This window comes from Zhihengliuella flava (assembly GCF_015751895.1).
In the GTDB taxonomy this organism is placed as follows: Bacteria; Actinomycetota; Actinomycetes; order Actinomycetales; family Micrococcaceae; genus Zhihengliuella; species Zhihengliuella flava.
In genome coordinates, this window is record NZ_JADOTZ010000001.1 from 2,766,050 (window position 1) to 2,788,780 (window position 22,731).

Here is a 22,731-nt window from a genome sequence, read left to right on the forward strand (position 1 = left end):
ACCTCGTGATCTACGCCGTTTAGCCGGCACGCGAGACCACAGTGATTTCGCGATGGTCTGGTCCCACAAGGACGTGGTTCTCCTCAACCCTTAGGAGACGTGATACCAAGTTTGGTCCTGGACCACTCTGGAATCGGAATCTGGTGGCCCACGGGGCCGCTCCTCGATCCACCCGGGCCAACGCCGTCCCCTTTTCGCACCTAGCGCCTCTGGTTCGTGGTGCGCGCTCTCGTACCGGAGAAAGGACAGTATGACTCTGACAGGAACCCCTCACGTGGGCCTCGAGCACGAGGCCGAGGTTGCCGTGTCGCCTTTCACGCGATTTGCGCAGATTCCCGAAGCCCGCGGCGCCTACACGCCAGAGGCCGAGAAGGATGCCTGCGGCCTCGCCGTCATCGCGTCGATGCGCGGCGAGCCGAGCCACGACATCGTTGACCACGCTCTGACCGCGCTGCGCAACCTTGAGCACCGCGGTGCCGTCGGTGCCGACGAGGGCACCGGCGATGGTGCCGGTCTGCTGACGCAGGTTCCAGACGAGTTTTTTCGTTCCGTGGTCGATTTTGAGTTGCCTGCTGCCGGTGGTTACGCCGTCGGCACGGCGTTCCTGCCCGACGTGCCCGAGGAGGAGGCGGCGGCCCGCTCTGGGCTCGAGGAGCTCGCTGCACTCGAGCACCTGACGGTCCTCGGCTGGCGCGAAGTGCCGATTGAGGATTCCATCATTGGCGAGGCGGCCCGGGCCTGCATGCCCAAGTTCATGCAGTTGTTCGTGGCGCCGGTCGCCGAACTGGCGGAGGAAGGCCTGAATTCCCTGGACGCCCGCGCCTTCCGGTTGCGCAAGCGTGCCCAAAATAAGCATGGCGTCTACTTCCCCTCTTTCTCCTCGAAGACCATCGTGTACAAGGGCATGCTCACGACGGCCCAGCTGGAGCCCTTCTTCCCGGATCTGTCCGACGAGCGCTTCAAGACCAAGCTCGGCATTGTCCACTCGCGCTTCTCCACGAACACGTTTCCGTCCTGGCCGCTGGCCCAGCCGTTCCGCACCATTGCCCACAACGGTGAGATCAATACGGTCAAGGGCAACCGCAACTGGATGCGCGCTCGCCAGTCGCAGCTCGCCGGTGACGTGCTGGGAGAGGTCCCCGAGGAACTCTTCCCGATCTGCACACCGGGCGCATCAGATTCGGCGTCGTTCGATGAGGTCGCTGAGCTGCTCATGCTCTCCGGCCGCCCCATCACCCACGCCGTGATGATGATGGTTCCGGAGGCCTGGGAGAACCACGAGACGATGGACCCGGCACGCCGCGCCTTTTACGAGTACCACTCCATGCTCATGGAGCCATGGGACGGCCCCGCCGCCGTCTCTTTCACCGACGGCAAGCAGGTGGGCGCTGTCTTGGACCGCAACGGCCTGCGCCCAGCCCGCTACTGGGTCACCGACGACGGGCTCGTGGTGCTGGCCTCCGAGGTCGGTGTCGTGGAACTCGATCAGCAGTCCATCGTGTCCAAGGGCCGGGTCTCGCCCGGCAAGATGTTCTTGGTTGACACCGAAGAAGGCCGCATCATCTCCGATGAGGAGATCAAGAACCAGGTGGCTCAGGCCGAGCCGTGGGGAGAATGGGTCACCCAAAACCTCGTCAACCTGGCAGACCTCCCTGAGCGCGAACACGTCGTGCACAACACCGCCTCGATTCAGCTGCGCCAGAAGACCTTTGGCTACACCGAAGAAGAGCTGCGGATCCTGCTGAACCCCATGGCGAAGAACGGGGCCGAGCCGCTGGGTGCGATGGGCTCCGACACCCCAATCGCCGTGCTGGCCAAGCGCCCGCGCCTATTGTTCGACTACTTCTCGCAGTCTTTCGCACAGGTCACCAACCCGCCGCTGGACGCCATCCGCGAGGAACTCGTCACCAGCATGAAGTCCTCGATCGGCCCGGACGGCAACCTGCTCTCGCTGGAACAGGTGCGCGAGCCCCAAATTGCCCTCGACTTTCCGGTGATCACCAACGATGAGCTGGCGAAGATTGCCAACATCCGAGGCGAGGATGGAGCCAAGTCTGCCCTCAAGGTCCGCGGCCTCTATCGCCCAGCGGGCGGTGCCGAGGAGCTCAAGGCGCGCCTGCAGGAGATTTGTGAGAAGGTCTCTGCGGCGATCAACCGCGGCGTGAAGTACGTGGTGCTCTCCGACCGCGACTCGAACGCTCAGTGGGCGCCCATCCCGTCGCTGCTGCTGACGAGTGCCGTCCACCACCACTTGCTCAAGAGCGCTAACCGCACGCGGGCCTCACTGATTGTCGAGGCGGGAGACGTGCGCGAGGTGCACCATATTGCGGTGCTCATCGGCTACGGCGCCTCCGCGATCAACCCCTACTTGGCGCTCGAAACCGTCGAGGAGATGGCTAGCCACGGTGAACTGGGTGAGGTGGCCCCTGAGGCGGCGCATTCGAACCTGATCAAGGCGCTCGGCAAGGGCGTGTTGAAGATCATGTCCAAGATGGGTATCTCCACGGTCTCCTCCTACTGCGGTGCGCAGACGTTCGAGGCTTTGGGCCTGTCCCAGCAGTTCGTGGACGCTTACTTCACCGGAACGCACTCGCAGATGAGCGGTGTGGGTCTGGAGGTGATTGCCGCGGAGGCGGCCCAGCGTCACGCTGCCGCGTACCCCAACGACGGCAATCAGGAACCGCACCGGCGACTCGACGTCGGTGGCGAGTACCAGTGGCGCCGCGAGGGTCCGCCGCACCTGTTCAATCCGGAGACGGTGTTCCGGCTCCAGCACGCCACGCGCGAGCGCCGGTACGACATCTTCAAGTCCTACACCCGCGGGGTGGACGATCAGGCTCGCGAGCTGATGACCCTCCGCGGTCTGCTGGACTTCGATTTCACCGAGCGGACGCCGGTGCCGCTTGACGAGGTGGAGCCGATCTCCGCGATCGTCAAGCGATTCTCCACGGGAGCTATGAGCTACGGTTCCATCTCCAAGGAGGCCCACGAGACGCTGGCCATCGCGATGAACCGGCTGGGCGGCAAGTCCAACACCGGTGAGGGCGGCGAGGACGTCGATCGGTTGTTCGACCCCGAGCGTCGCAGTGCGGTCAAGCAGATCGCCTCCGGGCGGTTCGGCGTCACCAGCCAGTACCTGACCAACGCCGACGACATTCAGATCAAGATGGCTCAGGGGGCCAAGCCCGGCGAGGGCGGTCAGCTCATGGGGCAGAAGGTGTACCCGTGGGTCGCACGCACGCGCCACTCGACCCCGGGCGTCCCGCTCGTGTCGCCGCCGCCGCACCACGATATTTACTCGATCGAGGATTTGGCGCAGCTGATCTACGATGCGAAGCGTTCCAACCCGTCCGCTCGCGTGCACGTCAAGCTCGTCTCCGAGGTCGGCGTGGGCACGGTGGCGGCCGGCGTGACCAAGGCCAAGGCCGACGTCGTGCTGATCTCCGGCCACGACGGCGGTACCGGCGCCTCACCGCTGAACTCCCTCAAGCACGCCGGTGCTCCGTGGGAGCTCGGATTGGCCGAGGCGCATCAGACGCTGCGCCTGAACAACTTGCGTGATCGAGTCGTGGTGCAGGTTGATGGTCAGCTCAAGACGGGGCGCGACGTCGTCATCGCAGCCCTGCTGGGTGCGGAGGAGTATGGCTTTGCCACCGCGCCGCTGGTGGTCTCCGGCTGCATCATGATGCGCGTCTGCCACCTCGATACCTGCCCCGTGGGCGTGGCCACCCAGAATCCGGAGCTGCGCAAGCGGTACACCGGTCAGGCGGATCACGTGGTGAACTTCTTCGAGTTCCTGGCCGAAGAGGTCCGCGAGATTCTGGCTGAACTCGGCTTCCGCAGCCTCGACGAGGCCATCGGGCACGCTGAGCTGCTGCAGAAGCACCAGGCCATCGAGCATTGGAAGACGGAGGGCCTAGATCTCAGCCCGATCTTCGAGACCTACGAGGACCTGACGTCGCCGGTGCGGAACATGCAGGGGCAGAACCACGAGCTCGACAAGCACTTCGACAACCAGCTCATCGAGCTCAGCGCGGACGCCTTGGACAACAAGCAGCCCGTGCGCATCAGTCTCGACGTCATCAACACGGATCGCTCCGTGGGCACCATGCTTGGCCATACGGTCACGAAGACCTTCGGTACTGAAGAGCTCGCGACGGACACCATTGATGTCACGCTGACCGGCCACGCGGGGCAGTCGCTCGGTGCGTTCATGCCGGCGGGAATCACCCTGCGTTTGTTGGGCGACTCCAACGACTACGTCGGCAAGGGTCTCTCCGGCGGCCGGATCATCGTGCGCCCGGATCGTGAGGCGGGCTTCGTCGCGGAGAATAACGTCATTGCGGGCAACGTGATCGGCTACGGCGCCACGAGCGGCGAAATCCTGTTGCGTGGTGCGGTGGGCGAGCGATTCCTCGTGCGCAACTCGGGTGTCACGGCCGTCGTCGAGGGCATTGGTGACCACGGGTGTGAGTACATGACTGGCGGCGTCGCGCTGATTCTTGGCCCGACGGGCCGAAACTTCGGTGCCGGCATGTCCGGTGGCGTGGCCTACGTGCTCGACCTTGATCCGCACAAGATCAATAAGGATGCGGCCGCGAATCAAGACTTGATTCTGCGCTCTGTGCCCACCGAGGAGGCGGAAACCGTCCGCAACCTGCTGGTGCGTCATGCCGAGGAAACGGGTTCCACGTTGGCGGCCAAGCTGCTCGTCGACTTCCAAGACACCCTTGCTCGGATCACCCAGATCATGCCGCGGACGTTTGAGGCGGTACTCGAAACTCGCGCCACCGCGGTGGCGGAAGGACTTGACCCGGACGGCGACGTCGTCTGGAATCGGATTTTGGAGGCTACCCGTGGCTGATCCCCGTGGATTTCTGAAGGTACGCGAACGCCAGACCCAACCCCGCCGGCCCGTTCCGGTGCGCATCATGGACTGGAAAGAGGTCTACGAGCGCCAGCAAGCTGGCACGCTCCACGACCAGGCCTCCCGCTGTATGGACTGCGGAATTCCGTTCTGCCACCAAGGCTGCCCGCTCGGTAATCTCATTCCGGAGTGGAACGATCTGGTCTACCGCGGCGACATGGCGGAGGCGTCCGAGCGCCTGCACGCCACCAACAACTTCCCGGAATTCACGGGTAAGTTGTGCCCCGCTCCCTGCGAGTCCTCCTGTGTGCTGGGGATCAACCAGCCCGCTGTGACCATCAAGCAGATGGAAGCTGAAATCGCCGAGCAGGCCTTCGAGGACGACAACGTCGAGCCGATGCTTCCACAGCGCCACACGGACCAGACGGTCGCCGTCGTCGGTTCGGGCCCGGCGGGTCTCGCCGTCGCGCAGCAGCTCACGCGAGCGGGTCACACCGTGGCGGTGTACGAGCGCGACGACGCCGTGGGTGGTCTCCTGCGGTATGGCATTCCGGACTTCAAGATGGAAAAGTCGGTGCTGGAACGCCGGCTGGACCAGATGCGTGCTGAGGGGACTCGGTTCCGCACCAACGTGGAGGTCGGCAAAGACATCTCGTGGGAACAGCTGCGCCGCCGGTACGACGCCGTCGTGGTGACCACCGGGTCCACGGTGCCCCGCGATTTGCCCATCCCGGGCCGAGAGCTTGACGGTGTGCACTTCGCCATGGAGTACCTGACGGAGTCCAATCGCGTCGTCGCAGGTGCGCAGGTTCCAGATCAGATCCATGCCAAGGATAAGCACGTGGTCATCCTCGGCGGCGGCGACACGGGCGCCGACTGCATCGGGACGGCGCACCGGCACCAGGCGGCGTCCGTCACGACGCTGGCGATCGGCAATCAGCCGCCGGAGGACCGGCCGGGGCATCAGCCGTGGCCGATGATGCCGACCCTCTTTGAGGTGCAATCGGCACACGAGGAGGGTGGCGAACGCACCTACCTTGCGTCTACGGTAGAGTTTGTCGGCGAGGGTGGTCGTGTGACTGGAGTCACCGTCGCCGAAACTGAGTTTGTCGATGGTAAACGCCTCCCTAAGGCGGGTACCGAGCGTACGATCAAAGCCGATCTCGTGCTCTTGGCGCTGGGCTTTACTGGGCCCGAGCCAGCCGGCTTGCAGCAGCAAGCGGGCATCGAGTTTGATGACCGGGGCAACGTCGCCCGTGACGGTTACTACATGACCAACACGCCTGGCGTGTTCGCAGCCGGTGATGCTGGCCGCGGGCAGTCGCTGATCGTGTGGGCCATCGCTGAAGGGCGCGCCTGTGCTGCAGCGGTGGACAAGTACCTGATGGGCGAGACCCGACTGCCTGCCCCCGTGGCACCGACGGATCGCGCCATTTCAATGCTCTGATCGGGCTTTCCGCGCCACCGCGGACGGTTCCGGTCGCGAACGACTGAGAAGAGGCGGTTAGTCGACGTATGCGACGCGCAAAAATTGTGGCAACTTTTGGTCCCGCAATCAGCACCTACGACAAGGTGGTGCAGATCCTGCAAGCGGGTATGGATGTCGCCCGACTCAACATGAGTCACGGGGACCACTCCACGCACGCTGAAAACCTCGCTAACGTGCGCCAGGCCGCTGCGGAGCTGAGCCGCCCGGTGGGCATCTTCGCTGACTTGCAGGGGCCCAAGATCCGCCTCGGCCGGTTCAGCGATGGCCCCCATCACCTCGCCGTGGGCGATGTCTTCACGATCACCGTGGAGGACATCGAGGGCACCCGCGAGATCTGCTCGACCACCTTCAAGGGCCTACCGGGTGACGTGAAGGTGGGCGATCGCCTGCTCGTCAACGATGGGCGCGTGGTGCTGCGCGCCACCGAGGTCGACGACGTCAAGGTCGTGACCGAGGTGCTCGTCGGCGGCGAAGTGTCGAACAACAAGGGAATCAATCTTCCCGGTGTGGCCGTGAACGTCCCCGCCCTCAGTGACAAAGACGAGGAAGACCTGCGCTGGGCGATTCGTGCCGGCGTTGACATGGTGGCCCTGTCCTTCGTGCGCAACGCAGCGGATATCGACCGGGTGCACTCGATCATGGACGAGGAAGGCCGGCGCCTGCCGGTCATCGCCAAAATCGAGAAGCCGCAGGCAGTCGATAGCCTCGAGGAAATCATCGACGCCTTCGATGCGATCATGGTGGCCCGTGGCGACTTGGGTGTGGAGCTTCCCATCGAGGAAGTCCCGCTCGTGCAAAAGCGCGCCATCGAGCTGGCTCGACGCTGGGCCAAGCCGGTCATTGTGGCGACCCAGGTCCTCGAGTCCATGATCGAGAGCCCGATGCCGACCCGTGCCGAGGCCTCGGACTGTGCCAACGCTGTGCTCGATGGCGCAGATGCCGTCATGCTCTCGGGTGAGACGAGCGTCGGTGCGTACCCCATCGCGGCCGTCGAGACCATGTCCCGCATCATCGCGAATACTGAGGAGCACGGCCTGCGCCGCATCCCGCCACTGGGCACTCGCCCGCGCACCCGCGGAGGCGCCATCACCCGTGCCGCCGTTGAGGTCGCTGATCAGCTCGATGCCAAGTTCATCGTGGCCTTCACTCAGTCGGGCGATTCGGCGCGCCGCCTCTCGCGTCTGCGCCCCAAGCAGCCGATCTTGGCTTTTACGCCGCTGAACCACACCTTCAGCATCATGTCCCTGTACTGGGGGATCCAGCCGCGCCTCGTCGAGTACGCGGATCACACGGACAAGATGACCGCGCAGGTGGATAAGGCGCTCCAGCAGGATGGCATCGCCGAGGTCGGCGACCTGGTCTGCATTGCGGCCGGTTCGCCTCCCGGAACCGCGGGCTCGACCAACTCGTTGCGTGTACACCGCGTCGGCGACGTCGCGGATGCGGGGGAGTTGCTTGATGGCCACGAGCCGCCGCAGCGCGAAAAGGTCGGCCCCTGGCGCACGCGTGAAGAGGCTTTGGACGACCTCGTCTCCTACATGCGGGGAGAATCCGAGGCACGCGGCAAATAGCGCCGCCGAGGGATCACTGCACCTGCCTCCGGTGGGCGGGCTCACGATGAGTCCGCCCACCGGTCCGTTTAACGCGCAAGGCCCACCGGAGCGCTCCGGTGGGCCTTGCTGTGCGTGGACGAGCAGGGAAGGCTACTTGACCTGCGCCAGGATCGTTTCGGCGACCTCGCGCATGCTCAGGCGGCGATCCATCGAGGTTTTCTGGATCCAGCGGAAGGCCTCGGGCTCCGTCAGGCCCATCTTGGTGGTGAGCACACTCTTGGCGCGCTCGACGAGCTTACGCGTTTCAAATTGCTCTTGGAGGCTGCCCACTTCCTTCTCCAGCGCGATGATCTCGTCGTGGCGGGCCGCGGCGAGCTCAATCGCGGGGATGAGCTCGGAGGGGGTAAACGGCTTGACGACGTAGGCCATCGCGCCGGCTTCACGCGCGCGCTCGACGAGCTCCTTCTGGCTGAAGGCCGTGAGCAGTACGACGGGGGCGATCCGCTCCTTAACGATGGCCTCAGCGGCCGTGATGCCGTCCATGACCGGCATCTTGACGTCCATCAAAATCAAGTCCGGGCGGTGTTCACGGGCCAGTTCGATGGCCTTTTCGCCATTGTCGGCTTCCGCAACGACGTCGTATCCCTCGCCACGCAGGATCTCGACGATGTCCAGACGAATAAGAGTCTCGTCCTCGGCGACGACGACCCGGCGCGCGGGTACCGCCGACTCTTCGGTTGGCGTTTCAGACATAGTGGTCCTCCTGAATGCCCCTGCGGGCTCGACGTTCACGGCGTTGATTCTGCAGACAAGCCTATCGGCATGTACAGTAGATTTCCGCACCAACGCGTGGGAAGCTTCCACAGCTTGACAGCGCATTGCCGTGCCCGAATGGCGGAATTGGCAGACGCACCGCACTCAAAATGCGGCGGGTAAAACCGTGTGGGTTCGAGTCCCACTTCGGGCACTACAGCCTGCTTCTCTTGCAACGCAAGGGAAGCAGGCTTTTTTGTGGGCGGGCGAAGCTGCCCCGCTCGGGTACGCACGTCGTCCTCGCCGAGCCCGCCCCGTCCCTCGTTCCACCAGAGGCCATCGTGTTCTAGGCTGAGGTGATGACCCGCTTTCGCTACTACGTTGCTGCTTCTGTTGATGGGTATATCGCTGATGAGCAGGAATCGCTGGACTGGCTGACCGCGTTTGATTCGACCGAGGGGATCGAAGAGGCCATCGGTGCGTTCATGGACCAAGTAGGAGCCGTCGTCATGGGGGCGGACACGTACACGTGGTTAGTGCGCCACAGCCCCCACGAGTGGCCGTATGGCCATCTGCCCGCTTGGGTCTTCACGCACCGCGAGCTGCCCGGCGTGCCGGAGGCTGACATCACCTTCGTGCGCGGCGAGCCCGCCGAATGGGTTCCGGACATTCGCGAGGCCGCCGGCGAGCGGGACGTGTGGGTCCTCGGCGGTGGTTCGCTGGCTGGTCAGTTAGTGGAGGCCGGATGCCTCGATGAGCTGATTCTCACGACCGTGCCGGTGGTGCTCGGTGGCGGGCGCCGCTTGTTCGCCACGCGCGGTGAGGTTCGGTTGATGCTCACCCAGCGGAGGTCCTTCGCGGACGGCGTCGTCGAGGACACGTACGACGTCGTCGCCCCGCCCGCCGCGGACCCGGGGGAGTGAGCCGCGCTGACCGCGGGCGTGCCCACCTGTGAGGCGCTTCGCGTAGGCTGGGTGGGTGAGCAGCGCAGCAGAAAAGTCCCCAGCCAATGCCAACAACGATGAGCCGCAGCGGCTCCTCGTGATCGACGGTCACTCGATGGCCTTCCGAGCGTTCTATGCCCTGCCGGCGGAGAATTTCGCGACGGACACCGGCCAGCACACCAACGCGGTGTACGGCTTCGTGTCCATGCTGATCCGCATGATCGCTGACCATGACCCGACACACGTTGCCGTCGCGTTCGATCTCGATACGCCCACGTTCCGCTCGGAAGAGTATGAGGACTACAAGGCCGGCCGGAGTAAAACTCCCGAGGAGTTCCACGGCCAGATTGACCTGATCCAGAAGGTCATGGAGGCCATGAACATTCCGCACCTCAGCCTGGATGGGTATGAGGCGGATGACATCATCGCCACGCTGGCCGCCCGCGGGCAGGAGGCGGGCGCCGAGGTGCTGGTGGTCTCGGGGGATCGGGATGCCTTCCAGCTCATTAATGAAACGACCCGAGTGCTCTACCCCAAGAAGGGCGTTTCCGATATCCCGCCGATGGATGCGGAGGCCGTGGAGGCCAAGTACTTCGTGCGGCCGGAGCGCTACTCGGATCTGGCCGCGCTGGTGGGTGAGACCGCGGACAACCTCCCCGGCGTCCCCGGGGTGGGGCCGAAGACGGCGGCCAAGTGGCTCAACCTCTACGGCGACTTGGCGGGCATTCTCGAGAACATTGATGCCATCAAGGGCAAAGTGGGCGATTCCTTGCGGGCTCACGTCGAGGACGTCAAACGCAATCGGCGCCTTAACCGATTGCTGACGGATCTGGACTTGCCGGTCACGTTCGAGGCGCTGGTGCTGTCCCACCCGCATCGGGACGCTGTTGAGGAGCTCTTCGATGCCTTGCAGTTCAACACGCTGCGTAAGCGCCTCTTCGATCTGTTCGGGGAAGAGGAACAGCCCGTCGAGGAAGAGCCCATGCCCCCGCTGGAACTGCTCGAGACCGAGGAGGCGCTGAGAACGTGGTTCGCCGAGCGGGCCGGGCAGACCTTCGGTCTGCATCTGGCGACAGTGCCCGTGACTGGTGCCCCGGACGACGTCGTCGGCGTCGGGTTCGCCGCCGAAGGCGCCACCGCCTATGTCAACGTCGAACAGGCAGATCAACATCTGGAGGAGGCCCTCGCCACGGTGCTGGCGGATGCCGGTAGCGCCAAGGCGGTGCACGATTTCAAGCGGGCTTTCAAGCTGTTGAAGGAGCGTGGCTTAGGCCTCGCCGGGGTGGTCGATGACACGATGATCTCCGCGTATCTGATCCAGCCGGACCGCCGGAGTCACGAGCTCGGGGACATTGCGCAGTACCACCTGCGACTGACCCTCGAGGCCGAGGGAGAGAGCGGCCAATTGGAACTGGGGCTGGACGAGCAGGATGCGGCTCAGCCTGCTGTGCGTGCAGCATACGTGGTGCGCTTGCTCTCGCACCATCTGGCCGGTCAGGTGCTGGAGCGGGGGGCCTCGCGGCTCTTGGCCGAGATGGAATTACCGCTGGCCGTGATCTTGGCGCGCATGGAGAATACCGGCATCGCGATCGACACGGAACGGCTCGACGAGCTGATCGGCGACTTTTCGAAGACCATCGACGCCGCCACCCAGGAGGCGTATGACGCCATTGGGCACGAGGTGAATCTCAGCTCGCCGAAGCAGTTGCAGGGCGTCCTCTTCGATGAGCTGGAGCTACCGAAGACGAAGAAGATCAAGACGGGCTACACCACAGACGCCGATTCCCTGCAGGAGCTGCTCGTCAAGACGCAGCACCCGTTCCTCGTGGCGCTCATGGCCTATCGTGATGCGACCAAGCTGCGCCAGACGGTCGAGGGTCTGCGAAAGACCGTGGCCGACGACGGCCGGATCCATACCACCTACGCGCAGACGGTCGCCGCCACCGGGCGACTGTCCTCTCTCAACCCCAATCTGCAGAACATCCCGATCCGCAGCGAGGAGGGCCGGCGAATTCGCGATGTGTTTGTGGTGGGCGAGGGCTACGAGACCCTGCTCACGGCCGACTATTCCCAGATCGAGATGCGCATCATGGCCCACCTCTCCGGGGATGAGGGCCTGATTCAGGCCTACCGTGACGGTGAGGACCTGCACCGGTTTGTTGGCTCCCATGTGTTTGACGTCGCGCCCGAGGACGTCACGTCCGAGATGCGGTCCAAGGTGAAGGCCATGTCGTACGGCCTGGCGTACGGGCTTAGCTCCTTTGGCCTGTCCAAGCAGCTGAAGATCTCCGTTGACGAGGCGCGCGGGTTGATGAAGGACTACTTCTCTCGTTTCGGCGCCGTGCGCGATTACCTGCGTGGCGTGGTGACTCAAGCGCGGCAAGACGGCTTCACGTCGACGATCGAGGGCCGCCGTCGTTACCTGCCGGACCTGACGAGCGACAACCGCCAACTGCGCGAGATGGCCGAACGCGCTGCTCTGAATGCGCCCATCCAAGGCTCGGCTGCCGACATCATCAAGCGCGCCATGCTCGGCGTTGATGCTGGCCTTCAGGAAGCCGGGCTCTCCACCCGCATGCTGTTGCAGGTCCACGACGAGCTGGTGTTCGAAGTTGCTGAGGGCGAGCTGGACCAGGTGGAGGCGCTGGTGCGGGAACGGATGGCCCACGCCGCCGAGCTGGCCGTCCCCCTCGATGTTCAGGTCGGCATCGGGCGCAGCTGGCACGATGCCGAACACTAATCAACGACGAGTCTCAGCTCCGAGGAGGAACTGTGCGCAGTGAACTGTTTCGGGTGAGCGGCCACCACGGCGACCGGGATCCCCAGGCCGAGGCGTGGGTCCGCGCCGTCGATCGCGGCTTTTATGACAAGGACCGGGACGCCGCCGCGCTGCAGCGCTTCATCGATGCACTCCGTGCCCGCGACACCCTGTTGACGGCGGTGTACGACGACGGGGCCACCGCGCCGTCGCTCGCCGCCGTCTGGCCGGTCGCGACGTTTGCGGAATTCGCGGGGGAGATGACCGTGCGCCCCGGGGCGCAGCTGTCCGCGCATCAGATTTCCGATGTCACGGTGCGTGCCACGCACCGCCGGCGCGGGCTCCTGCGTTCCATGATGGAAGCCTCCCTCGCGCGTGCCGTGGCGGCCGAGCGGCCGGTGGCGGTCCTGACCGCCTCCGAAGCGAGCATCTATGGCCGGTTTGGGTTTGCTCCGTCCGCGTACCAGGTTCCGCTGCGGCTCAAGGTCGAGCATGGACTGGCGCTGAGGCCCGAGGCCAAGGCCTTCGCCGCTGCCGCCGACTGGCGCGTTGAGGAGTTGCTTCCGCGGGACATGGAGCCCATCCACGACCACGTGTTTGCGGCGTTCCATCAGCAATCGACCGGCTCGGTCTCGCGTGCGTGGGATGACCTGCAACGGGTCACGGGACGCTGGGCGCCCGACGGATACGGGGCCGCGGAGGATTTGCGCGCGTACGCCTGTTTCGACGCCGATGGCACTCCGGTGGCCTTTGCGACGGCCCGCTTCGGCGGCTGGGACAAGGACCCCAAGGAACTGCAGATTCTCGACTTCGTGGCTGCCGATCCTGCCGCTGAACTGGCGTTGTGGGAGCATCTCGGGGCGCATGACCTCGTGGAGGTTCTGACGTTTAGCCGCGCTCGCGTCGACGATCCACTGCGTTGGGCCCTCGCTAACCCGCGGGATCTCACCACCAAGTCCGTCGAGGATTCCGTGTGGATTCGCGTACTGGACGTCCCACAAGTGCTGGCCGCCGTGGACTGGGCGGCTGACGGTTCTGTCGTTCTGGCGGTCGAGGATGCGCTCGGCTACGCCGACGGTCGCTGGGCCCTGACGGTTCAGGGTGGCACTGCGCGCGTCGTGGAGGACGATGCCGCAGACGCCGGTCCCGAGGTCGCCATGAGCGTCGACACCTTGGGCGCGTTGGCCACGGGTGCGATGCAACCCTGGCAAGCCGCGGCGGTGGGGCGTGTGCAGGCCGATCCCGAGGCCTTGCTCGCGGTCAATGCCCTCTTCGGTGACCGCCGTGCTCCCATGAACCACACGTTCTTCTAAGCGGGGGAGCGGACAGCATCAGCCGAGCGGGGTGGCCGCGATCGGCTTTGACCGTGGCACGCCGCGGAGCTAAACTAGACGGGCATGTCTTCTGTCGCGCGCTCACGCGTGCCCGAGTGAGGACCGCACCCATACAAGATCCACCTCGGAGTATGCCGGGACTTCCGGCTACCCGACTGACCAAACTATCCACATCGGAGCCCCTACTACATGACCATCACCTCCAACGAGAAGACCGGTACCCCGCAGGTCGCTGTCAACGACATCGGTACCGCTGAAGACTTCCTCGCCGCCGTCGACGCCACCATCAAGTACTTCAACGATGGCGACCTCGTCGAGGGCACCGTCGTCAAGGTTGATCGCGACGAAGTCCTGCTCGACATCGGTTACAAGACCGAGGGTGTCATTCCTTCCCGCGAGCTTTCCATCAAGCACGACGTCGATCCGGGCGAAGTTGTCGCCACCGGTGACACCGTCGAGGCCCTCGTCCTCACCAAGGAGGACAAGGAAGGCCGCTTGATCCTGTCCAAGAAGCGCGCTCAGTACGAGCGCGCCTGGGGCGACATCGAGAAGATCAAGGAAGAGGACGGCGTCGTCACCGGCACCGTCATCGAGGTGGTCAAGGGCGGCCTGATTCTGGATATCGGCCTGCGCGGCTTCCTGCCGGCATCGCTTGTCGAGATGCGCCGCGTGCGCGATCTGGCCCCGTACATCGGCCAGGAGATCGAGGCCAAGATCATCGAGCTGGACAAGAACCGCAACAACGTGGTGCTGTCCCGCCGTGCGTGGCTCGAGCAGACCCAGTCCGAGGTGCGTTCCTCCTTCCTCAACAAGCTCGAGAAGGGCCAGGTCCGCCCGGGCGTCGTCTCCTCGATCGTCAACTTCGGTGCGTTCGTGGACCTCGGCGGCGTCGACGGCCTCGTGCACGTTTCCGAGCTGTCCTGGAAGCACATTGACCACCCGAACGAGGTTGTCGAGGTCGGCCAGGAAGTCACCGTCGAGGTTCTCGAGGTGGACCTGGACCGCGAGCGCGTCTCCCTGTCGCTCAAGGCTACGCAGGAAGATCCGTGGCAGACCTTCGCCCGCACCCACGCCCTTGGCCAGGTTGTGCCGGGCAAGGTCACCAAGCTGGTTCCGTTCGGCGCGTTTGTCCGCGTCGAGGACGGCATCGAAGGCCTAGTGCACATCTCCGAGCTGGCTGTCCGCCACGTCGAGCTGGCCGAGCAGGTCGTTTCCGTGGGTGACGAGCTGTTCGTCAAGGTCATCGACATCGACCTCGAGCGCCGCCGCATCTCGCTGTCCCTGAAGCAGGCCAACGAGGGCGTCGACCCAGAGGGCACCGAGTTCGACCCGGCGCTCTACGGCATGGCTGCCGAGTACGACGAGCAGGGCAACTACAAGTACCCGGAGGGCTTCGACCCGGAGACCAACGAGTGGCTCGAGGGCTACGACGAGCAGCGCGCCGCCTGGGAGGCCCAGTACGCCGCCGCTCAGGAGCGCTGGGAGGCCCACAAGAAGCAGGTTGCTCAGCACCTCAACGACGACCAGGCTGCCGCCTCCGAGGCGCCCGCCGAGGCTCCGTCCGCTTCGAGCTACTCCTCGGATGCACCGGTTGCCGACGCCGGCACCTTGGCCTCCGACGAGGCCCTCGCCGCACTGCGCGAGAAGCTGACCGGCAACTAAGTTCTCCCGCTGCCTGAGCACACCTGAACTGAACAGAAGATCCCCGCGACCAACCTGGTCGCGGGGATCTTCTGCGTTCGTCGTGTGAAGTTGCGCCGCATCGTGCGCCCAGCGTGATGTGCGGTGGCGTATTGAGCCCCGTCGGCGCCTGTTGGACGGTGCGCGTTCATCCGAAAACGAGGGAACTAGGCCCGCCGCGTGCAGGACCACCAGAGGACCGAGCTGATCGCGACCGCCTGAGTGGCCATCAGCGAGATCAGGACCATGACCTGAATCAATCCCGCGTCCAGAGGCGACGCCCCGCCGAGAATGAGCCCCACAAACGCCCCCGGGAGCGTGATGGTGCCCGCGGTCTTGGCTTGGTCTACGCCGGGCAGCATCGCTTCCGGGGCCACCGGGCGGAGCACCAAATTCCGCGCTGACGCCGGGGTCATCCCGACGGCGAGCGCCGCTTCCACTTCGCCGCGGCGCTGATCGAGCTCGGCGACAAAGCGCCGGCCGGAGAGATTCGCGGCCGCCATGGACCCTCCGATGAGCTGTCCGACGACGGCGATCAACGCGAGCGGCTCCACCGGCAGCACGCCCGCGACGAGGAGCAGTCCGACGGGAGGCAGGACGCCGAGGACGAGGGGCAGCGCGGCGCCAAACCACGAACAGCCGGGCACCCGGCGTCGGACGGTGACGGTAGCCACGCCCAGCATCAGTAGGAGAAATGCACCGGCCCAGACCGCTGAGCGGCCCAACTGCGAAATGAGGAGGGCCACCAGCATCAGCTGGGCTAGGGCCCGGGCACCGGCGAGCAGCGTCTCCCGCACCGCTAAGCCCAGCACCACGCGGGACACCGTAGCGGCCACCGCGAGGAGTGCGGCCAGGGCCAGCCAGAACGTTGGCCCCAACTGGAGGAGCGTCGACGATCCCACGCTCAGCTCCGGGTGGAAACGGTGACCGTGAACTTGGTGTTGCGTGCCACTTGTCGCGTGGGACCAACGAACTGCTCGAGACGACCGCGGTACCGCAGGTGTGAGTTCCACACGCACCACAGTTCTCCGCCAGGGGCGAGCACCCGGCCAGCGGCGCGGAAGAGCTTCAGCGCAATCCCTACGTGCACGGTGTTGCCCACGTGGAAGGGTGGGTTGAGCACGATGAGGTCGGCGCTGCCGTCCGGTTGGGCTGAGAGGGCATCGTCCTGGACGACGACGGCGCGATCACTGACGTTATTGGCCCGCAAGGTAGCGCGGGTGGAAAGTACGGCGGCGGCGGACTGATCCGAGGCCACCACCCTCAGGCCGGGGTGGGTCAGTGCAAGGTAGGCGGCGATGGTGCCGTTGCCGCTGCCGAGGTCTACAGCGCGCTCCGCGCCACGAACCGCAGCCAAGGACGGCAGCAGGAAGCGTGTTCCGGGGTCGAGCTTCGCGCCGCCGAAGGTGCCGCCCGTGGCGCGTAGTTGCAGCGGTCGAGCGAGTCCCACCTCGTAACTGGCCGCGGCGAGTGCTGGGGCGGTCACTGGACGAGGTCCGCGGGCCGCGATCACGCGTGCCTTCCGTCGGGCCAGCGAGACGTCCACCGTGGTGAAGGCCTCCGCGAGGACATCGTTCATCCCGCGGTTCATGTGCTTGATCCGACCGCCGGCCAGGACGGTGACGTCCGGTGCGGCGTGGCGGGCGATGAGGCGGGCCCAATCCCGCAGTTCTTCTAGCGAGCGCGGCAGGTGCATGAGGACTAGGCGGACGCCCGTCAGGAACGTTGCGGCGAAGTCGTCGAGGCTGTCCGCCTTCTCGCTGGCCGGCGAGAGTAAGTCGAAGCTTGCGCCCAGCTGCGCACGCTCAGCGTTGGCCGTGATCGCCCGCTCGGAGGCAAGCCGGTCCGTGTGGACGCGGTGACCGGTCAGGCCCTGCTGGGCCAGCGCGAGGGTCAGTGCGCCGTACTGGTCCCCGATCACCGCCACGCTGCCGCCCTCGGCGGGCAGAACACCGCGTTCGACGGCGAGGTCGAGGAGGAGTTCGTCGGCCGTGTCGTGGGCCTGCAGGTTCTCGGCCTCAGGATCGGGCCAACGTCGCAACTGCGCCCAGAGTTCGGTGCGTTGCGCCGAGGTCTGCGCCGCGCTCATAGATCCACCCACTCGGTGCCGGTCTGCGTTGCCTCGGCCGCGCCGGCGGAGTGCGTCGCCAGTTGGGTGATCAAGGCCTCGGCTGCTGCCGGTTCGTCCGGCACGGCGACCCGAACAACGGGGCGAATCAAGCCTGACGCGGTGGGGGAGTAGTCCGTGCCGAGCACGCGGTGCTGTTGCGTGCGCAGGTCGTTCTCGAGGCGGGGTGCCACGTCGAGGTCAGTGGCGACGTCGTACAGCCGCATGCGCTGACGCCGGACGAACGTCGCCGCGTCGAGCGCTGTCGAGACGGACTCGGAGTACGCTCGCACCAGCCCGCCGGCGCCCAGCAGGACGCCGCCGAAATACCGGACGACGACGGCGACGACGTCGGACAGGTCCGCGTCCGTGCCGTGACTGACGCGGCGGGAGAGCGCCTCCAGCATCGGCGCCCCAGCTGTGCCGGAGGGCTCCCCGTCGTCATTGCTACGCTGCACTCCGCGGTCGGCGCCCACGATGAACGCGCTGCAGTGGTGGCGGGCGTCGTGGTAGGTGGCGCGGAGCTCGGCGATCAACTCGCGTGCCTGCTCCTCGGTGTCGACGCGGCGCAGGTACGTGATGAAGCGCGAGCGCTTGATCTCGAGCTCGTGCACCACATCGCCGCCGATGGTGGTGTAGGCGGTGGCCCGGGTCTCGCTCGCGTGCATTGCTCTAGCCTACCGTCCGCCCGCAGATGCCAGCGGGCGCGGGGCTCGGTACGCTGGGCCGTATGAGCGAATCCAGTGATCACGTGCTCGATGTGGGTCTGACCGGCGGCATTGCCTCCGGCAAGTCCACGGTAGCCAGCGAGTTCAGGGCTCTGGGCGCGACCGTCATCGATGCCGACCAATTGGCCCGTGACGTCGTGGCCCCGGGCACGGAAGGGCTCGCGGACGTCGTTGCGGCCTTCGGCGAGCAGGTGCTGACCGCCGACGGCTCCTTGGACCGCCCGGCGGTGGGCGCCGTGGTGTTTGACGACGCGGCGGCCCGGGACACGTTGAATGGCATTATTCACCCGCGCGTGCGCGCGGAAGCCGCACGACGGCGCCAAGCGGCCATCGACGCAGCCGCTGGGGAACGCGTCGTCGTCGTACAGGACATCCCGTTGTTGACCGAGACCCAACAGGCGGACCGCTTTGATCACGTGGTGGTGGTTCAGGCCCCACAGGTTGTCCGCGTGGCGCGCATGGTGAAGCACCGTGGCATGACCGAGGAGGCTGCGCTCGCTCGAATCGGCGCTCAGGCCACGGATGCTGAACGTGCCGCTATTGCGGATGTGCTGATTCTCAATGACGGCGACCTCGATTCTCTCCGCACGAGGGTGCGCCAGGCGTGGTCCGAGCTCACGGGCGCCTGAGAGCGAGTCCCGATAAATGAGACACACACGCGAGCCCGGAGCGCCGGCCGGGCCGGAGCCGCCACCGTTCCGCTTCGGAGCGGGGATGCGGTGGGTGCGGAGGCTCTTTCTGCTCTCCGGCCTTCTCACTGCGGTATGGCTAGTGGTCTGGCTCGGCTTCGGAGGGCGGGCGGACTTCGTCGCGGGCGAGCCGTATGAGGCGAGCGTGATGCTGGGAGCATGGATCGGACTCTCCGCCGTCGCCATCGCCCTCGTGGCCGGGGTCTTGTTGGCCCAGCAACTCGTCATGGCGATATTGACTCGATTGGACGAAGGACCGCTTTTCTCGGGGTTCTTGGGACGCGGGGGTCAGCGCCGACGACGACGGTGAGGGGCGATTCAGCCTTCGAAGAAAAGTTCGAATCACGGCGTGTCGCCTCGGCCGGTGCAGGGGTAGCCTAGGGGCATGAGTCTCGCCCAGGACATCCAGCGCGTCGTCGCCCCGTTTGAAGTCGTCAGCGAATATCAGCCCGCCGGCGATCAGCCGCAGGCCATCAACGAGCTCTCCGAGCGGCTCAACGCCGGCGAGAAGGACGTGGTCCTGCTCGGTGCCACCGGTACCGGCAAATCCGCCACCACCGCGTGGCTCGTGGAAAAACTCCAGCGTCCAACACTGGTCTTGGTGCAGAACAAGACGCTGGCCGCGCAGTTGGCCAACGAGTTCCGCGAGCTGCTGCCCCACAACGCCGTCGAGTACTTCGTTTCCTACTACGATTACTACCAGCCGGAAGCCTACGTGCCGCAGACGGACACCTTCATCGAGAAGGATTCCTCCATCAACGAGGAAGTGGAGCGGTTGCGGCATTCGGCGACGAATGCACTGCTCACGCGGCGTGATGTCATCGTTGTTGCCACGGTCTCCTGCATCTACGGGTTGGGAACGCCGGAAGAGTACGTCGCCGGCATGGTGACGCTGCGGCAGGGCATGGAACTGAATCGTGATGACATGCTGCGCCAGTTCGTCAACATGCAGTACGCCCGCAACGACGTCGACTTCCAACGGGGCACTTTCCGGGTGCGCGGGGACACCGTGGAGATCATTCCGGTCTACGAAGAACTCGCTATTCGCATCGAATTCTTCGGCGATGAGATCGAGAATATCTACACCCTGCACCCGTTGACCGGGGAGATCGTGCGGGAAGAGCAGGAGATGTATGTCTTCCCGGCGAGCCACTATGTGGCTGGACCGGAACGAATGAATCGAGCGATCACCGCCATCGAGGACGAACTCGCCGAACGGTTGGCCGAGCTGGAGTCACAGAACAAGTTGGTGGAGGCCCAGCGCCTGCGGATGCGCACTACCTACGACTTGGAGATGATGCAGCAGATGGGCTTCTGCAATGGCATCGAGAATTATTCTCGCCACATTGATGGACGTGACTCCGGGTCCGCCCCACATTGCTTGCTGGATTACTTCCCGGACGATTTTCTGCTCGTGGTTGATGAGTCGCACGTCACCATTCCGCAGATCGGGGCGATGTACGAAGGGGATATGTCCCGCAAGCGCACCCTCGTCGAGCACGGTTTCCGTTTGCCCTCAGCGATGGACAACCGCCCCCTGAAGTGGGATGAGTTCCTCGAACGGATCGGACAGACCGTCTACTTGTCCGCGACGCCGGGCAACTATGAGCTCAGCCAGTCCTCTGGCGTCGTGGAACAAATCATCCGTCCCACGGGTTTGGTTGACCCCGAGATCACGGTCAAGCCGACCAAGGGGCAGATTGACGACTTGCTCTCCGAAATCCGCGACCGGACCGAGCGCGACGAGCGCGTGCTGGTCACCACGTTGACGAAGCGTATGGCGGAGGACCTTACCGGATACCTGACGGAGCACGGCGTCAAGGTGGAGTACCTCCATTCGGATGTGGATACCCTCAAGCGCGTCGAGTTGCTGCGCGAGCTTCGGCTCGGCACGTTCGATGTGTTGGTGGGGATCAATCTCCTGCGCGAGGGCCTCGACCTACCCGAGGTCTCTCTGGTCGCCATTCTTGACGCTGACAAGGAAGGCTTCTTGCGTTCAACGACGTCCCTGATCCAGACCATCGGTCGTGCCGCGCGTAACGTCAACGGCCAGGTCCACATGTATGCGGATCGGGTGACCGATTCGATGCGGCGTGCTCTGGACGAGACAGAACGGCGCCGCGAGATTCAGGTCCAACACAACAAGGCCACGGGCGTGGACCCGCAGCCGCTGCGGAAAAAGATCGCCGACATCACCGATCAGCTCGCGCGCGAGGACGCCGACACGCGCGAACTGCTGCAAGAGTTCGACTACGGCAAGGGCAAGCGCGGCATTAACGCGACGAAGACGGACCACCAGCGCTCGGCCGCAACTCAGGCGCCCGGCACGCCGAAGCTGGCCGCAGCTCCCGCGGAGGACTTGGGGGAGCTGATCGCCCAGCTCACCGAACAGATGCACGCGGCCGCCGGTGACCTGCAGTTTGAGCTCGCCGCGCGCTTGCGGGACGAACTGAGCGACCTGAAGAAAGAATTGCGGCAAATGAAGGACGCTGGCCACGCCTGAGCGGCGGTTTTCTCGCCCGGCAGATGCCGTGCGGTAGAATCGAGCGCACGTAGGGGAGTATCCCGAACACTGCGAACGTCAACACGCTAGCGAGCCGATGGAGGCAAGGGGCCGAGATCTTCGGTTACCGCTAGCCGTGCGCAGTGGCCGAACCCGTCAGCTGAGACTGGCACACGGGCGGCGGAGAGACTTGCGGCGCCCAGTTGTACCCCCGCAGCAGCCGCCCGAGCGGCTGCCCTACGAAAGGTAGTGTGTGTCAGAACACCTGAGCCTCGGCTTTCAGATCGGCTCGCTCACGATCCTCGGCCTCATTCTGCTCTTTGACCTCTTGTATGTGGTCAAACGGCCTCACGAACCCTCGATGAAAGAAGCCGGCCTGTGGGTCGGTTTCTACGTCACTCTGGCACTCGTCTTTGCTGGACTGATGTTCTGGCAGGCTGGACCCGACTACGGCAAAGAGTTCATCGCCGGCTGGGTCACCGAATACAGCCTCAGCGTGGACAACTTGTTTGTCTTCATCATCATCATGGCGCGCTTCTCGGTACCGAGGAAGTACCAACAGGAAGTGCTGATGTTTGGCATCATCATCGCCCTCATCCTGCGCGGCATCTTCATCCTCATCGGCGCCACGGTGATCGAGCACTTCACCTGGGTCTTTTACATCTTTGGCATCTTCCTTCTCTGGACCGCCTGGCACCAGCTCAAGGACGACGGTGAGGATGAAGAAGAAGGCGCCAATAACGGTCTCATCGCCCGCATGACGCGCAAAATGCCCTTCAGCGATGAGTACGACGGCAACAAACTCCGCACCGTCGTCGATGGCCGGAAGGTCTTCACGCCGATGGTGATGGTGTTTATTACCATCGGTATGACGGACTTGATGTTCGCCATCGATTCCATCCCGGCGATCTTCGGCTTGACCCAAAGCGCCTTCATCGTTTTCACGGCCAACATCTTCGCCCTGATGGGGCTGCGCCAGCTGTACTTCCTGCTCGGCGGGCTCATGGATCGCCTGATTTACCTGAAGCACGGCCTGTCCTTCATCCTGGCGTTTATCGGCGTGAAGCTGATCTTCCACGCGCTCAGCCACAATGAGCTGTCCTTCATCAACGGCGGCCAGCACATTGAGTGGGTGCCTGAGATTACGACGGAGCTATCGCTGGCCGTGATTCTCTCCACCATCGTCATCGCCACGGTGGCGTCGCTGATGTCCAAGAAGGGGCGGCAGGCGGCCATGGACGCACGCCTGAAGGCGGACATGGAGAAGACTCACCAGAACGAAGGCTAGAGGCGGTACCGCCTGATGCGAGTCGGCGGGACCGGGAC

15 protein-coding genes and 1 tRNA gene are annotated in these 22,731 nt (G+C 64.9%); 12 read left to right on the forward strand and 4 right to left on the reverse strand.

Annotated elements, in window-relative coordinates:
- Window positions 1-250 precede the first annotated feature (250 nt).
- The 3 genes from gltB (at window position 251) to pyk (ending at window position 7,927) form a co-directional block, all read left to right on the forward strand.
- Window positions 251-4,864 (forward strand): glutamate synthase large subunit, encoded by a 4,614-nt coding sequence (gene gltB / locus IW252_RS12690; protein WP_196836892.1) that lies wholly within the window; start codon window positions 251-253, stop codon window positions 4,862-4,864.
- A complete protein-coding gene (locus IW252_RS12695) occupies window positions 4,857-6,314 on the forward strand; it encodes a glutamate synthase subunit beta (protein ID WP_196836893.1) in 1,458 nt (485 codons plus the stop codon). Before gltB ends, IW252_RS12695 begins: the two co-directional genes overlap by 8 nt.
- Window positions 6,315-6,382: 68 nt before the next feature.
- Window positions 6,383-7,927: a pyruvate kinase gene (gene pyk, locus IW252_RS12700; protein ID WP_196836894.1), complete on the forward strand. Its 1,545-nt coding sequence runs from the start codon at window positions 6,383-6,385 to the stop codon at window positions 7,925-7,927.
- Between the two features lie 132 nt (window positions 7,928-8,059).
- On the opposite strand, the gene IW252_RS12705 is transcribed toward pyk, so the two are convergent.
- Window positions 8,060-8,662: an ANTAR domain-containing response regulator gene (locus IW252_RS12705; RefSeq protein WP_196836895.1), complete on the reverse strand. Its 603-nt coding sequence runs from the start codon at window positions 8,660-8,662 to the stop codon at window positions 8,060-8,062.
- A 132-nt stretch (window positions 8,663-8,794) separates the two neighbouring features.
- Here IW252_RS12705 and IW252_RS12710 point away from each other — a divergent pair.
- From IW252_RS12710 to rpsA, 5 genes are all read left to right on the forward strand, one after another.
- Window positions 8,795-8,876 (forward strand) — tRNA-Leu (locus tag IW252_RS12710).
- A 145-nt stretch (window positions 8,877-9,021) separates the two neighbouring features.
- Window positions 9,022-9,585, forward strand: coding sequence for a dihydrofolate reductase family protein (locus IW252_RS12715; RefSeq protein WP_196836896.1), 564 nt, complete (start codon window positions 9,022-9,024; stop codon window positions 9,583-9,585).
- Between the two features lie 136 nt (window positions 9,586-9,721).
- Window positions 9,722-12,346, forward strand: a complete 2,625-nt coding sequence (gene polA / locus IW252_RS12720) for a DNA polymerase I (RefSeq protein WP_196837270.1) — start codon at window positions 9,722-9,724, stop codon at window positions 12,344-12,346.
- Window positions 12,347-12,378: 32 nt separating this feature from the next.
- Window positions 12,379-13,677 (forward strand): GNAT family N-acetyltransferase, encoded by a 1,299-nt coding sequence (locus IW252_RS12725; RefSeq protein ID WP_196836897.1) that lies wholly within the window; start codon window positions 12,379-12,381, stop codon window positions 13,675-13,677.
- 210 nt (window positions 13,678-13,887) lie between these two features.
- A complete protein-coding gene (rpsA, locus tag IW252_RS12730) occupies window positions 13,888-15,360 on the forward strand; it encodes a 30S ribosomal protein S1 (protein ID WP_196836898.1) in 1,473 nt (490 codons plus the stop codon).
- A 185-nt stretch (window positions 15,361-15,545) separates the two neighbouring features.
- On the opposite strand, the gene IW252_RS12735 is transcribed toward rpsA, so the two are convergent.
- From IW252_RS12735 to IW252_RS12745, 3 genes are read right to left on the reverse strand one after another with little or no spacing between them, the layout of a single operon-like run.
- Window positions 15,546-16,280, reverse strand: coding sequence for an ABC transporter permease (locus tag IW252_RS12735; RefSeq protein ID WP_196836899.1), 735 nt, complete (start codon window positions 16,278-16,280; stop codon window positions 15,546-15,548).
- A 2-nt stretch (window positions 16,281-16,282) separates the two neighbouring features.
- A complete protein-coding gene (locus IW252_RS12740; protein WP_196836900.1) occupies window positions 16,283-17,467 on the reverse strand; it encodes a class I SAM-dependent methyltransferase in 1,185 nt (394 codons plus the stop codon).
- Window positions 17,464-18,153 (reverse strand): IMPACT family protein, encoded by a 690-nt coding sequence (locus IW252_RS12745; RefSeq protein WP_196836901.1) that lies wholly within the window; start codon window positions 18,151-18,153, stop codon window positions 17,464-17,466. The genes IW252_RS12740 and IW252_RS12745 overlap by 4 nt, the downstream gene beginning before the upstream one ends.
- A gap of 62 nt (window positions 18,154-18,215) precedes the next feature.
- On the opposite strand from IW252_RS12745, the gene coaE reads away from it, so the two are divergent.
- The 4 genes from coaE to IW252_RS12765 all read left to right on the forward strand — a co-directional run bounded on the left by coaE (window position 18,216) and on the right by IW252_RS12765 (window position 22,693).
- A complete protein-coding gene (gene coaE, locus IW252_RS12750) occupies window positions 18,216-18,842 on the forward strand; it encodes a dephospho-CoA kinase (RefSeq protein WP_231366012.1) in 627 nt (208 codons plus the stop codon).
- A gap of 16 nt (window positions 18,843-18,858) precedes the next feature.
- Window positions 18,859-19,212, forward strand: a complete 354-nt coding sequence (locus IW252_RS12755) for a hypothetical protein (protein WP_196836902.1) — start codon at window positions 18,859-18,861, stop codon at window positions 19,210-19,212.
- 75 nt (window positions 19,213-19,287) lie between these two features.
- Window positions 19,288-21,405 carry an excinuclease ABC subunit UvrB gene (gene uvrB / locus IW252_RS12760; protein ID WP_196836903.1) on the forward strand — a complete coding sequence of 706 codons (2,118 nt, stop codon included), beginning with the start codon at window positions 19,288-19,290 and terminating at the stop codon, window positions 21,403-21,405.
- A gap of 253 nt (window positions 21,406-21,658) precedes the next feature.
- Complete coding sequence (locus tag IW252_RS12765; protein ID WP_331271539.1) at window positions 21,659-22,693, forward strand: TerC family protein; 1,035 nt, start codon at window positions 21,659-21,661, stop codon at window positions 22,691-22,693.
- Window positions 22,694-22,731: the final 38 nt, after the last annotated feature.

Bases quoted from the DNA above. Each gene is read 5' to 3' on its own strand.
- gltB (WP_196836892.1), top strand. From the start codon at position 251: ATGACTCTGACAGGAACCCCTCACGTGGGCCTCGAGCACGAGGCCGAG.
- pyk (WP_196836894.1), top strand. From the start codon at position 6,383: ATGCGACGCGCAAAAATTGTGGCAACTTTTGGTCCCGCAATCAGCACC.
- IW252_RS12705 (WP_196836895.1), bottom strand. From the start codon at position 8,662: ATGTCTGAAACGCCAACCGAAGAGTCGGCGGTACCCGCGCGCCGGGTC.
- IW252_RS12715 (WP_196836896.1), top strand. From the start codon at position 9,022: ATGACCCGCTTTCGCTACTACGTTGCTGCTTCTGTTGATGGGTATATC.
- polA (WP_196837270.1), top strand. From the start codon at position 9,722: ATGGCCTTCCGAGCGTTCTATGCCCTGCCGGCGGAGAATTTCGCGACG.
- rpsA (WP_196836898.1), top strand. From the start codon at position 13,888: ATGACCATCACCTCCAACGAGAAGACCGGTACCCCGCAGGTCGCTGTC.
- IW252_RS12740 (WP_196836900.1), bottom strand. From the start codon at position 17,467: ATGAGCGCGGCGCAGACCTCGGCGCAACGCACCGAACTCTGGGCGCAG.
- IW252_RS12745 (WP_196836901.1), bottom strand. From the start codon at position 18,153: ATGCACGCGAGCGAGACCCGGGCCACCGCCTACACCACCATCGGCGGC.
- coaE (WP_231366012.1), top strand. From the start codon at position 18,216: ATGAGCGAATCCAGTGATCACGTGCTCGATGTGGGTCTGACCGGCGGC.
- IW252_RS12755 (WP_196836902.1), top strand. From the start codon at position 18,859: ATGAGACACACACGCGAGCCCGGAGCGCCGGCCGGGCCGGAGCCGCCA.
- uvrB (WP_196836903.1), top strand. From the start codon at position 19,288: ATGAGTCTCGCCCAGGACATCCAGCGCGTCGTCGCCCCGTTTGAAGTC.